The sequence below is a fragment of the Dyadobacter sp. BE31 genome (genome assembly GCF_031457695.1).
Classification (GTDB): domain Bacteria; phylum Bacteroidota; class Bacteroidia; order Cytophagales; family Spirosomataceae; genus Dyadobacter.
On record NZ_JAVDXA010000001.1, the window covers coordinates 702,143 to 716,246 of the forward strand.

Here is a 14,104-nt window from a genome sequence, read left to right on the forward strand (position 1 = left end):
GAAACAGCCTGTTTTAAGATTAGAAACCAAGGTTTACACCAAAAACCCAGCTTCTTGTTACAGGATAGTTACCTACATCGATCCCGAATTGCGTGTCCGCGTTACCACCTACACCGGGATCGAGACCCTGGTATTTGGAGATTGTGAAAATGTTGTTGGCTGAGGCGTACAGTCTCAGTTTCTGCATTTTCAGCTTGGCCAGCAAAGTCTTGGGCAGGTTATAGCCCAGCGAAATATTCTGCATTCTCACATAGTTGCCATTTTCCACATAGAAAGAGTTGGCTTGCGTATTCGTACTGAAGTTGGAAGCACTTTCGAAAATAGGGATAGCTGCACCTGTGTTTGATGGCGACCAGGAATCTTTCACCCTTTCGCTGATGGCTGCACCGGCAAACGAAGGATAGAAGTCGGTAAACCATTTCGAAGCATTGAAAATCTTGTTTCCAACGGAGGTGTACATATAAGTTTCAACCTCGAAGTTCATGTAGGTCAGTTTCAGGTTCAAACCGCCGGTGAATTTCGGAACCGGGCTACCCAGGTACTTGCGGTCGTCGGCATTGATAAGGTTATCACCATTGACATCCTCATAACGGAACCGGCCAATGCCCTTTCCGTCCTGTGCCGGAGCCCGGTCAACTTCTTCCTGAGTCTGGAACAAGCCGAGTACATTGTAACCATAGAATGCCGAGAGCGAATAGCCGAGCTGGTTACGGATCGGTTGCAGACCACGGTAACCCGGGTTAATACCCGCCAGGTATTTATCGCCGCCAAGGTCGCCGATCTCGTTTTTGAGCACGCTACCGGTTACGTTCAGTTCATAGCCGAGCTTACCACCTGCTTTGCCCTTTGTAATGATCTGGAAGTCGATACCCTTGTTGGTAATCGTTCCCGCGTTCACATACGGAGGCGTTGCACCCGAGCCAACAACGGCTGGCACCCCTTTCTGGAACAACAGGTCTTTGGAATCTTTTTGCCACAAATCGAGGATTACGTCCAGTTTGCCATTGAAGAATGTCGCATCGAAACCGATGTTTTTGGTAACGCTGGTTTCCCATTTAGCATCTGCATTCCCCAATTTGCTACGGTAATAACCTTCGGCCGCGCTGGTATTGGAACCGGTAATGTCATAGGCCGATGTTCCGATACCTGCCGAGTAGAGGCTATACTGGTTATCAGGCCGCACGGCATTGGAGTTACCCATTGTACCGTAACCTCCGCGTATTTTCAGGTCACTCAGGAACGTCACGCCCTTCATGAAGTTCTCGGAAGTAACACGCCATGCCACCGATACCGCCGGGAACACCCCATAACGGTTAGCTGCACCGAAGCGTGAGGAACCATCGCGACGCAACACCCCGGAAACAATGTACCGGTCATTGAATATGTAATTCAAACGACCGAAGAGTGAGTAGAACGTCACCCCATTGCTCAACTGGCTGTTGGTAACTTTCGACGACACGTTCGACATGTTTACATAATTGATGTCGTTCGAGAACGGGTTCAGACCGGACGCCTGCAAATCGCGGCTTACGCCGGTGTTCAATGCTTCCTGACCTACCAAAACGTCCAGATTATGCAAGCCGAATGTCTTGCGATATTGGGCAGTGTTGGTCAATGTCCATGCAAAACGGTATCCCGATCCTTCGCCGTAGCCCACTGCCGAGTTGTTTTCGGAGTTTTCGTACTGGCGGCGAGAATAGTTCCAATAGGTATAGTTGTTATACTGACCACCCAGGCTTGAACGCAACGTCAGGTTTTCAATCGGATCGAATTCGAGGTAGATGTTACCGAAGCCGTTCGCATTGAATGCGTTGTTGTTTTTCATACCGTCGCGGGTAGCCACAGGGTTTCTCGGGTTGTTGAAACCTTTCGCTGCCGTTCCTGCATAACCGCCGAACTCGTCATAAACCGGAATAATAGAAGGCATACGGAATGCGCTCAGGATGTCGTTCTCGTCGTTTGCCACACCCTGGCCGTTGTTTGCTCCGCCGATACCCAGCACCTGACGATAGGTTCCCTGAATGTTCTCTCCGAACCTCAGGTTTTTAAGGATATTGAATTCGGTATTCACACGGAAAGTGTATCGTTTGAAGCTGTTGTTCAAAAGAATACCTTTTTGATCCTGCAAGCCTAGTCCTACGAAGTAACGACCGTTTTCACCGCCGCCGGAGAAGCCCAGCGAGTGACGCGTAACGGGCGCTGTGCGGGTGATCGCATCATACCAGTCGGTACCTGCGCGGTTCGCCCTTACCACCTGATACACCGTTCCTGCCGTAGGATCAACGTTGTATTTTTTACGTTCTGCTGCCAGATCCACGTTACCGGTAACGCCATACGTTCCGCCCACCATCAGGTAGTCGGGGATTACGGGCGTAGCGCCAGTACCAAATTGTGGGTGAGTCCAGTTTTTATCGCCTGGTTTCCAGCCGGAATTGCGGAACGCATTCCAGGTCCAGTCTGCAAAATCCGTTGGGTTCATCATTTTCTGACCGCTGCCCGGAGTCGTAAAACCAACCAGACCATCATAGGTAACGCTCAGCTTTCTGTTGCGGGTACCTTTCTTGGTGGTATAAACGACCACCCCCGCTGCGGCGCGCGCTCCATAAATAGATGCTGCGGCGGCATCTTTCAAAACGGTGGTCTGGTCGATATCGTCCGGGTTGAGGAAGTCCGTAGAACCCACCGGCACCCCATCTACGATATACAATGGCTCGTTGGCTTCAAAAGAACCGAAACCGCGTACACGGATCTGGCTGTTGGTACCTGGCTGACCATTAGTAATTACCGTTACACCCGCTACGCGGCCCTGCAATTGCTGCTCCACGTTACCGGACGGAACGGCCGTCAAATCTTTCGCTTTTACGAGTGCTACCGAACCGGAAGTTTCACGGCGTTTGTCGGTCGTATAACCGGTCACTACCACTTCTTCCAACGCCGCTACGTCGTCTTCCATTTTCACATCGACCACCGTCTGGTTACCTACGATGATCTCTTTCGTTTTGTAGCCGACAAAGCTAATGACGAGCACGTCTTTGTCTGATCTGACATTTACTGCAAAACGCCCTTCCGCATCTGTGTTCGACCCGATCTGCGTACCTTTTATCAGAATGGTAGCTCCGGGAATTCCTGTGCCCGCGGGATCTGACACAACGCCAGTCACTCTCCGATCCTGAGCAATAGCTGAAAAAACAGTCAGAAAAAGGAGGAGGAAAGTGAACAAATCCCGACCGGGACTTTTGTAGATTATTTTCATATTCCTTAGTTAGGTTAATAAATTATTAGGCATATCAAATTTATAACTATTTAATCAAATATTTATACGTACAAAAGACACTTTTTTATTTTTTGACAGAATAGTACCATAAATGGATAAAAAAATGTTACATCATATCACTATCGGTTACTTATGGACTTTTTGTGCAAAAACACCACTTAATCGTTTAAGGAGCGGCACACTATACGATATTAGCATACATTTATAAAAAATGAGTGACATATACGCAAGAAGCATGTGCGCTTTTAAGCACTATGCGACATTCACTCACAAAAAGGTGAGTACCCCTACCCTCAGCGACGGATAGGATTATACGTAAAAAAGAAACTTGATTACTCGTCGCGCTTCCAGTCGGCGGGGAGAAGGTTGGAAAAACGGTCGTTGCCGAGATCACCGGCGATTTCAAAGCCCATAGGCATCACAACCCACCCTTGCGGCGTAATGACCATGTAACCTTGCGGAAGTGTTATCTGCGTGTAGGCATAGGACATGTCGGAATAGGGTGATTTGCCGTGCTTGTTCATATTAAATACTTCCAGCTGCGTACCCGACACGACGAGCCGCTCCGTGGGCAGCTCTCCCAGACGCACCAGACGCATACCGCGCACAGGTTCGATCCGATTGTGGATGTGATTATTAATAGTATTATATCCGTTGACGCTCCTGACCGATTTAAAAATGCGGAGAGAATCCGGAATTACCTGAAATACCTTGAATCCCTGCTCCTGCAAACTATCGGCGACCATGCTTGTCAACAAATGTTTGAGAGAACCCTTATAAGCCTGTTTCTGATTGGCGCGCCATTGCTTGCGCTGTGCATCGTCTTTCGGCGCCAGAAGCTCGAAACGCGTGGCACCACCGTAATAGACCTTTCCATTGAAATAATCGAAATCATCCAGGTCCTGGTGAATGCGGTAACCCAATGCATAGTTTTCGATAATGAGTGGCTTCGTTGTTTGTGCGCCAAGATGCCCGTCGTCATCCTCCGAGATCCGCAACACTTCCGGATTCAGCACTTTGCACAATTTGCTGAATTTGCCTCTCCCTAACAGTTCACGAATGATGATTTTCAAATGCCTCTCCCGCTTTTTATTCTTTTTAGCCACAATGGTCACGCCTTGCAGTTCCTGCCCTTCGCGCAGTTTGAAAATAACTGTCTTGGTACCCGGCTGTTCGAAGCGCAGTGTTTGCTTCATGGTTTCATAGCCCAGGAACGACACCACCAATTCCAGATTACCGACTGCGAGATTGGGCAGGCGATAATTGCCGTTTTCGTCGGAATTGGTTCCTATGGTCGAATTATTAATGAAAACATTGGCGAAAGGCAGCGGTTTACCGGTTTTCTCATCGGTCACTTTACCTGTGAGCGTAACCGTCCCTGCCTGCTGCGCGTACATGCTTGTGCGCGCGAGAACAATCACGACCAATATCAACAAATAACGAGTAAGGGATATGCGGTTCAAAAAGGGGTGCATCGGATGTTCAAAGCTTTAAACCTCAAAGATAAATGAGGAGTTTGTAAACTTTGAACCGATACCCGAAATACCCTTCAAACGTTGCATATCCCTTCACTTTCAGTTATGGTTTCGTTTTCAATGTGGCGGTCTTTTGAGACGATGCATAGGAATTTTCAGCAACAATCTCCGCAAAAATGATCGAAGTCGTGTTTTTGCCCTTTGGCGCGGTAATGGGCACTTTCATGACATAGTTACGAAGCTCGGCATCATACTTCTGAGCACCCGCGGGTACGGTCGCAAGAAGTGTTTGCGAGCCCGAAGCCGTCGGTGCCGAGTAGATCTTGAACTCCTTAACGGCTACTTCCGAGGTATATTCGATATTCACATTCACCGTACTGAGCGAATCCACGGTAGTGGTCGTTTGGAGCACGCCGGCTGCATTATAGACTTTCGCATCGCCGAGCCATACAACCGCAATCTGCGCCACCTTTCCGTTGCTGACCAGCAGCTCCTCGAACAAATCAGGCTCCTTATAGCAGCCGCTAAGCATCACCGCCGGGATCAGGCATACAAGCATATATTTCAAGATCAGTTTCATATTCTTTCTGTTTTATAAAATCTATTTGTTGATCAGCCACATCAGCACTTCGGGATCTTTCTGGTTGGCCAGCACAGTTTTGGAATTCCGGGTGATCTCCGAATCAGGATATTTCATGCGTTGAATGCGTTTGCCCTGCAAGTCGGGATTCGGATTGGCCGGCATCGGGAAATCCAGGTAACCGTATTTACGGATATCCGTCCAAATGTCGCCGATAAGCAGCATGGACTTGAATTTCTCGGTAACGATTTGCTTCGCCGTCAGTTTCGAAGCACCGATATCGACCTTCACATCTTTCAGGAATTTGTCGATATCCGCCTGTTCAACACCCACTTTCTCCATATTGGCGGAGATCATTTCCTGATAAGCCGCATAGCCCGCCGCCGAAGTACCTCCGCTTGCATTGCCGGCCAACCTCGCCTCCGCTTCGATCCCTTTCAGCTCGGAATAAGTCATCATGACCAGCGGCGAGTTAATGTTCGAATGCCACGCCTTGTTATTCAGGTCGACCGTAGAGCCGCTGCCTGAGCCGGGGATAACGCCGGAATAGACAGTCTGGTTGTTTTTCAAACCAATCACTTTCGATAAGCGCGGGTCCACAATGCCTTGCGCCGCTCCATTGAAAAGATCGACAATGGTATTCGAAAACGTCACCGAGAGGTTGCCCGTCGTGTTCGGAATAGCCACTTTGCTATACCAGGGGCTGAGGTTTTTGGAATTGTATTGTAATTGAAAATCATCCTCATTTCCTTTCATACCCTTTTCCAATGCTGCAAGCGCTCCCTGTGCGGCTTGCTGTGGATTTCGTAATGAGCCATGCCAAATGTAGCGGGCCCGCAACGAATAGGCCAGCCGGGTCCATTTATCCAAGTCTCCCTGGTAAATGAGGTCGTCCTGGCCGGGCTTGGCGCCGGTGCTGCCACTCAGCTCTGTCACCGCCTCATCGAGCAGCTTGCCGATTGTCGCATATATCTGCTCCTGCGTATCGTACGCGGGAGAAAAATCATTTTTGTCGGCCTGGCTGTACGGCACATTCTCCCAGTTGACGGTCGCGATACCGAGGTTATGGGCTGTAAGCACCTTGGCAATGCCCACATAGGCCGGCGAGGCTTCCTTTTCCCCTTTCCGGATAATTGCATTGAGTTGCGGCAGGGCGTAGAGGTACAAGTTGGACCAGCCCAGCGTATTATCCGTTTCGGCATAAGTATCGATCCCGTTGGAGCCGAGCGCGCTACCCAGTTGCTGTGCATACTGGCAAGCCACGTAAGCCTGCTGAAAACTGGCTTCGGCTGTATAAAACTGCGCGGTCGGTAACAGCTCCTGCATGGTCGCGTCACCTTTGAGCGTTTCGTCGGTATTGACGTCCAGGAATTTATCGCAGGAGGTCAGCAGTAGCCCCAGCAAAGGCAGCATTTTGAATATGTATCTGATATTTCTCATGTTTTCCTAAAAATTGACATTGACACCCAACTGAAAACTGCGAGTAGCGGGATTGTTACGCCCCACAAAACCGATGATATTGGTCCCGGAACCAAATGTGAGGGCTTCCGGATCATACCCGCGGAATGGCGTATTCAAAAAGAGGTTGGTGCCGGTGAAATTGAACCGAACACCACCTTTGAAAATTGATTGGGCCAACGCGGCTTTCGGGATCGCGTAGGAAAGGCTCACCGTCCGGAGCCTGAACCACGAGCCGTCCTGGATATTAAACTGCGCGGAGTTCCCCATGTAGCGTGCCGTAGATGGATTATAGAATGCATCGTCCAGCACCACCGATTTGGTATTGGGCACGTAGGTTACGGAGTTATCTGCACCTTTTTGTTCGACAACTCCTTTAAATACAACCCGTTCATAACGGCGTCCGGTAATTTCGATCGACCCTGCGCGAAATGCATTCCGTTCACCAAGATCCACCACGTCGCCACCCTGCCGCCATTCGAGCAGGAACGAGAGCCCTATTCCGCGGTAGTTAAAACTGTTGGTAAGGCCAGCCGTCCAATCCGGCAATGCATTGCCCCAGGGCACGGTCACCTGGCTGGTCAGCGGGAAACCATTGGGTTGAATGAGCAATTGCCCATCCGGCGCACGGAGATAATCGAGTCCCCAGAGTTCGCCGAGTTTACTTCCTTCCCGCACTTTCAGCACGCCACGACTACCGTTGTCGAAATAGGAGATTTCTTCAAGTTCCTCGGGCATTTCGATCACCTTGCCCGACATTTTGGTAAAATTCAATGACATATCCCAATTAAACCGCGCCGTCTGCACCGGCTTGAAAGTGGCCAGCAACTCGATACCCTTGTTGCGGATCAGGCCGATATTGGTATAATAGAAGGAATACCCCGATACATTCGAAACCGGCGCACGGACGATCTGGTCTTTGCTATCCATCGTAAAATAAGTCGCATCGAGCATGAGCCGGTTCCTGAAAAAACGTAGCTCCGTACCAAACTCAATGGAGGTAGTACGCTCGGGTTTGAGGTTATCCGCCGCGGTGGTAGACCGCCGAACATAGCCGGGCACTGTGTTGCCAAACGGAAAGTTGTCGGCGAGCTCGTAATACACGCCTATCACGTACGGATCTGTGCCCTTGCCCACCTGCGCCCACGATGCGCGAAGCTTTCCGTAGCTGAGGATATTGTTTTTGGGAAGATTTTCGGTAAAAATATACCCGGCACTGAACGAGGGATAAAAGAACGAATTATTGGCCTTCGGAAGCGTGGACACAATGTCGTTGCGACCCGTCGCATTGAGGTAGAGCATGTCTTTATAGCTCAGCTTGGCATCTGCGAAAAAGCTCACGATCCGGTATTGCAGCGGCGAATAGAAACGTTTCTGCTGGTTACGGTAGCTGCTGATCTCGTCGGTAAAGGGCGCTTTCCAGCCTTCGCCGCGTTCGTAGTAGCTATCGGGCCGCTTGCTGCCTACTACCGAATTCCCCACCATCAGCGAGCCGTTCCAGTTTTCGCTGAACTGCTTCGTGGCCGTTAGATATAAGTTGGAGTTGATTTCGCGGTAATTGATATTTTCTTCGATCAGAAACCCTTTCACAGCCGTGCCTACATCGAAAGTACTGTCGACTTGCCGCTTGCGCCGCTCGTTGAACGCGTCCATAGTAATCTGGTATTTGGCCGAGAGCCAGTCGGTAATGTTGTAATTCAATGTGACGTCGGCGATGTAGCGATTAACGGCGTCTATCCGCGGGCTCTTTTTGACGAGGTACACCGGGTTATCCGTAAAACCAGGCAAGAGGTTCTTGTAGGATCCGTCGGGGTTCAGATAGTCGTTCACGTCGTAGGTATTCGGCCAGTACGATAGCGCGCTGAATACCGATTTATCACCGGCAGGCGGGCGTTTCCCACCCGAGCGGATGTAGTTGAACGAGCCCGAGGCCGAAAAGCGCTTCGTAAAATTGTAGGTACCCGCAATTTTGGCGGAAGTTCTTTCGAAATAGGTGGCCGGCACAATGCCTTGCTGGTAATTATGCCCTGCCGAGACGTAGATGTTGCCTTTTTCGCTTCCCTTGGTGAGTGTAATATTATTGTTGGTTCGAAAACCCGTTTGGTAAAACCCGCGGAAGTTGTCATAAATGCGGTCGGTGGTGTTACCGATTACCGACGGTCCGAACGACTGGTAGGGCGTCCGCTGGCGTACTTCCGTAGGTGAAATGAATTCTCCGAAGCGGCCTTGCAGGAAGCGTGTCTGAATATCCGGTGATTTACCCAGCACATCCACCCCACCCGACAGCGACAATGAGACATTGAGCTTGCCCGATTTTCCGCGCCTGGTGGTGATGATAATGGCGCCGTTGGAAGCCCGCAAGCCGTAAAGTGCCGTGGCCGCTGGGCCTTTCAATACCGAGACGCTTTCGACGTCGTCGGGGTTGATGTCGGCCGCACGATTGGTGTTCGCAAACTGCTCGGAGGCTCCGGGAGAGGCCGACCCCGCGCTGGGCAGCGGGTTACCTGCCGTGGTGGCGTTGCTGATGATAATGCCGTCGATCACAAATAGTGGCTGGTTGTCGGCACTCCCGCTGAGCGAGGTAATACCCCTGAGGATGATATTTACCCCCGCGCCCGGCGCACCGCCCGAACCCGTAATTACCGCTCCGGCAATCTTTCCCTGCAATGCGCCTACCATATTCGGATTCCCCGATTCCTTGATTTCATCGGATCGGATCGACTGCACCGAATAGCCGATCGCCCGCTTTTCCTGCGTCTGCCCGAGCGCAGTTACCACTACCTCGTCGAGCATCGACACATCGGCTTCCATTTGCACATTTACATTGGAACGCTGGTTGCCCAAAACGACTTCCTGCTTTTTAAAACCAATAAAACTGAATACCAGTACAGCCCCTGGTCCGGCCTGCACCGAGTATGTGCCTTTCTCGTTGGTGGAAGTACCTTGCGAGGTTCCTTTGACGCTCACACTGACGCCGGGAATCTCGACCCCGTCTTTATCCGTGACTTTTCCCGTCACAGGACCGTTTTGTGCCCGCGCGGCATTCCAGCAGAAAGCCATCGTCAGGCAAAGCAACATTGCGTTGTTGTGAAGTAGTTTTTTCATCATCAATTAGCTAGGTGTCGTTATATCATACCTGTAATTTACAATTCGTTCTTTAAAAAGTATCACTTATAGTCTTCATAAGACAACAAAAGGTAACATATTGATTATCCAGCGGTGCATTTGGGATTGCCCCGTGCAGGGATTCCTTTCCGGATTTTTCGTCAAAAAATATTATTACTAGAAAAATAGTTTGTCAACTATAAAAATAGTTTCAATATTTACGACATGGAACTTGAAAAGCTGACCAACAAGGAAGAAGAAGTAATGCAGGTGCTATGGAAGCTCGGCAATGCATTTGTGAAAGACATGCTTCCGCTTTTCTCGGAACCGAAGCTGCATTACAACACCGTTTCAACCGTTATCCGGAATTTGGAAGAAAAGGGTTATGTGTCGCACCGGCAATTCGGGAATACTTATGAATATTTTCCGGTCGTGAAACAGGAGGATTACCAGAACCATTTTGTGTTGGGCAAGGTCGTTGGCGGGTATTTCAATGATTCCTATAAGGACCTGGTTGCCTATTTCGCGAAGCAGGAAAAAGTGACGCCGGACGATCTGCGCGAGATTATCCGGATGATCGAAGAAGGAGAGTAAAGTGTTGATGTACCACATTAATCCGCCGACTTTATGCTGATCCCTTACCTCATGAAAGTCAGCCTTGTGCTGGCTGTGCTTACATTGGCCTATCGCTGGCTGATCCAGTTTGAAACATTTTCGAAGCTCAACCGCCTGTTATTGTGGCTCAATGTAGCTGCCGCCTGGACATTGCCGTTGATCAGCCTGCCCAGCTGGGGGCCGGTGGAAGTGCAGAATGAATTTCACCACAGCATTCCCAAAGTTGTAGGAAAGCTGCCGATACTCAGCGAACGGATCGCGGCCATTCAATCGCAGCCGTTCACCCCTTCCGCAGAAATGGCACTACCGGCAATGAATGTCGCCGATTGGATCGGCGCAATTTACTTTTCGGGCATGCTCGTAATGGCAGGGTATTTCCTTTTTCAGATCTGCCGCTTATTTCTGCTGATTGCGCGTGGCCAGAACGAAGAATACCCCGACGGCACTTCTGTGGTGCATGTAGCAGGCGCTTCGCCTTTCTCGTTTTTCAAATGGATCGTGCTCGACCTTTCGAAGCATTCCGGCCGCGAGCTGCACAATATCATCGCGCACGAGGCCGAGCATGCGCGGCAGTGGCACAGCGCCGATCTGCTGCTGGCAGAAATCCAGAAGATTTGCCTGTGGTTCAACCCATTTGCGTGGATCCATCAAAGATTAGTGCAGGAAAATCTCGAGTACCTCGCCGACCGAGCTGTATTGGACAATGGTTTTGAGAAAAAGGAATATCAATACAATTTACTCAACACGGTGATGCAGGCCCGCGAGCTGCCGCTAACTAACTCATTTGTCCAGTCGTTACTTAAAAAACGCATTCAAATGATGAACCGGAAGCCTTCGCATTATCTGGTTTGGGGCAAATATGTGGCTGCGGTGGCACTGGTTTACATTTCATCCGCATTCGTGGCTCCATATCGCGAGCAGATCGTCGAACTGGCGCCGGAGGCGATCAGGCCGCTTGTAAAGCCGCTGGTGGGCGAGGCGATTATGGAAGAATCGGCAAAAAAGGATTTGATTGAAGGCCTGGACGACCAGTACGAAGTTCCGGCGGTGACACCGGAAGAGGCAGTCGCACCGAAAGCCATCGACACCATTCAGGTTGTACAAGACTCCGGCCCAAAGATCAAAGGCATTTTGGTTAGAAACGATACATTGTATTGGGCCATTACCCCTTTAATGACCTGGGATGAGATCAATCAGATGAAACCCGAACTCCAAAAGTTCGGTTACAACATGATTATCAACAAGTTGCAATATGATCCATTGCAAAACTTCATCACCTCTATTTCCGTACATATCAAAGGCCAAGGCAGTATGGGTGAAGGTGATGAAGGCGAAGACGGAACTACACCGATGAAGGGCTACTCCGGCTTTGTGCGAAAAGGTGGCCTCGGAATGGGTCAAAGTCCACCTGCGCCATTGCAGCTCGAAATGGAAAAAGATTACCAGAGCGCATTGGCCATTATGAAAGCAAAGGGGGTTGACTTTTTCGAGAAGAAAATCTTCGGCTCCATCGGGCCTAATTCAGGTGGCTCCGTAGAGGAAGGTTTTTTCGATGGCAAGGGCAACAAGGGATTGCTGGAAAGAGAAGGCTTCGGAAAATCAGAACAAAACACATTACAATTTACTGACAAGCACGCGAATTCCGAATTTTACATTAATACCAACCGCTCGACCCGGGAAGAAGTCAGTAAACTCTCCATTAATAAAATAAAAAAAATCTCCTACCGGGAAGACAACCAACACAAGACCTACTTTATTATTCATACCAAATAACAGAAGGCGGCCCAAATGAGCCGCCTTCGCATTTTATTAACCTATTGTAAGGTCCTATTTCAAATTCAGCTCCTCGCCGATCGCCTTCACTTTCTCTTTCAACGAAGCGTAAACGCTATCGAAATCCTCGTTCTTCTCCAACGCAGCGCGCACGCCTACGTAGAACTTGATCTTCGGTTCGGTGCCGGATGGGCGGCAAGTGAATTTCGTACCGTCCTCGGTGAAGAACTGCAATACATTCGACGATTCGATACCCATTTCTCCGGATGGAATGGCAACCGTATTGCCCGATTTGAAATCGGTCGTTGTCAACGCTTTGTAGTCGTCCATTCTTACAACCGGCGATCCTGCGATGGTTTTCGGAGGATTGGCACGGAAATCGGCCATCATCTGCTGGATTTCGTCAGCGCCCGACTTGCCCTTTTTGGTCAGTGAGATCAACCCCTCATAGTAGAAACCAAACTGCTTGTAGATTTCCATCAGCATATCGAAGAGGCTCAGCCCTTTGTCTTTCGCGTAGGCCGTCAGCTCGGCGATCATCGCGCAGGAAGCAATGGCATCTTTGTCACGTACCGCGTCGCCGATGAGGTAGCCGTAGCTCTCCTCGCCACCACCGATAAACTGCTCCTGGCCTTCCTTCTCGCGGATTACTTGCGCAATGTATTTGAAACCGGTGAGCGTGTTATAGCATTTCACATCGTAAGCCGCCGCCATTTTGTCGATCAGGTCGGTGGTAACGATCGTTTTACACACGAACTGCGTTCCGGTAAGCTTGCCGGCATCTTTCCATGCATTCAGGAGATAATAAATCAGCACACTGGCCGTCTGGTTGCCATTCAGCAGCTGGATTTCCCCGTGGTGGTTTTTCACAGCGATACCTACGCGGTCGGAATCGGGGTCAGTGCCCATTACCAGGTCCGCATCGATTTCCTTTGCTTTTTCTACCGCTTTGGACATTGCTTCGCTTTCCTCGGGATTAGGATAAACCACCGTAGGGAACTGGCCGTTACCTTTTGGCTCCGCCTGCTCTTCGATCATGGTTACTGCTTCGAAACCCATTTTTGCCAGCAATTGCGGCACCAGCGTCACACCGGTTCCGTGCAATGGCGTGTACACTATTTTCAGGTCCTTCTGGCGCTCTAATGCACCTTTCGAAATCGAAAGCGAAAGGATGTGATTGATATATTTTTCATCCACCTCGGTACCGATTTTAGTGATTTTCGAGGCATCGCCATCAAATTTCACCTGGTCGATCGACGTGATCGCATTTACTTCATTGATAATGTTGGTATCGTGCGGCGCCACCACCTGCGAACCGTCGGTCCAGTAGGCTTTGTAGCCGTTGTATTCTTTCGGGTTGTGCGATGCCGTTACTACTACCCCGCTTTTACAACCCAGCAGGCGGATCGCAAAAGAGAGCTCAGGCGTAGGGCGCAAGCCTTCGAACAGGTAAACCGAAATACCATTCGCCGAGAAAATATCCGCGATGATTTTTGCAAACTCATCCGATTTGATACGGCTGTCATAAGCCACTGCCACGCTTTTCGCTTCGTTCGGGAATGCCTTATTCAGGTAATTAGCCAATCCCTGGGTGGCCGTACCCACCGTATAGCGGTTCATGCGGTTGGAACCAATGCCTATGAGGCCCCTCAATCCGCCAGTTCCGAATTCGAGGTCTTTGTAAAACGCATCCGTCAGTTCAGTATCGTTGCCTTCATCGATCAGTTGTTGAATGGATTGTTTCGTATCGATATCATAATCACCGTTGAGCCAGCTGCTCACTTTGGTCATCACATTCGGTTCCAATTTTGCAGTCATAATCAG

The 14,104-nt window shown here is 49.9% G+C and carries 8 protein-coding genes; 2 read left to right on the plus strand and 6 right to left on the minus strand.

The window, feature by feature from the left end; translation table 11 throughout:
* Positions 1 to 19: 19 nt before the first annotated feature.
* The 5 genes from J2Y43_RS03020 to J2Y43_RS03040 all read right to left on the minus strand — a co-directional run bounded on the left by J2Y43_RS03020 (position 20) and on the right by J2Y43_RS03040 (position 9,895).
* Complete coding sequence (locus tag J2Y43_RS03020) at positions 20 to 3,253, minus strand: TonB-dependent receptor (RefSeq protein ID WP_309981323.1); 3,234 nt, start codon at positions 3,251 to 3,253, stop codon at positions 20 to 22.
* A gap of 353 nt (positions 3,254 to 3,606) precedes the next feature.
* Positions 3,607 to 4,749, minus strand: coding sequence for a carboxypeptidase-like regulatory domain-containing protein (locus J2Y43_RS03025; protein WP_310226384.1), 1,143 nt, complete (start codon positions 4,747 to 4,749; stop codon positions 3,607 to 3,609).
* 103 nt (positions 4,750 to 4,852) lie between these two features.
* Positions 4,853 to 5,329 carry a hypothetical protein gene (locus J2Y43_RS03030; protein WP_309981321.1) on the minus strand — a complete coding sequence of 159 codons (477 nt, stop codon included), beginning with the start codon at positions 5,327 to 5,329 and terminating at the stop codon, positions 4,853 to 4,855.
* 21 nt (positions 5,330 to 5,350) lie between these two features.
* Positions 5,351 to 6,769, minus strand: a complete 1,419-nt coding sequence (locus J2Y43_RS03035) for a SusD/RagB family nutrient-binding outer membrane lipoprotein (protein ID WP_309981320.1) — start codon at positions 6,767 to 6,769, stop codon at positions 5,351 to 5,353.
* A gap of 6 nt (positions 6,770 to 6,775) precedes the next feature.
* Positions 6,776 to 9,895 (minus strand): SusC/RagA family TonB-linked outer membrane protein, encoded by a 3,120-nt coding sequence (locus tag J2Y43_RS03040; RefSeq protein WP_309981319.1) that lies wholly within the window; start codon positions 9,893 to 9,895, stop codon positions 6,776 to 6,778.
* 222 nt (positions 9,896 to 10,117) lie between these two features.
* On the opposite strand from J2Y43_RS03040, the gene J2Y43_RS03045 reads away from it, so the two are divergent.
* A complete protein-coding gene (locus J2Y43_RS03045) occupies positions 10,118 to 10,486 on the plus strand; it encodes a BlaI/MecI/CopY family transcriptional regulator (RefSeq protein ID WP_309981318.1) in 369 nt (122 codons plus the stop codon).
* Between the two features lie 33 nt (positions 10,487 to 10,519).
* On the plus strand, positions 10,520 to 12,280 hold the full coding sequence (locus tag J2Y43_RS03050) for a M56 family metallopeptidase (protein ID WP_309981317.1): 1,761 nt from the start codon (positions 10,520 to 10,522) through the stop codon (positions 12,278 to 12,280).
* Positions 12,281 to 12,334: 54 nt separating this feature from the next.
* Here J2Y43_RS03050 and J2Y43_RS03055 read toward each other — a convergent pair whose 3' ends face one another.
* Positions 12,335 to 14,098 (minus strand): phospho-sugar mutase, encoded by a 1,764-nt coding sequence (locus tag J2Y43_RS03055; protein WP_309981316.1) that lies wholly within the window; start codon positions 14,096 to 14,098, stop codon positions 12,335 to 12,337.
* Positions 14,099 to 14,104 lie beyond the last annotated feature (6 nt).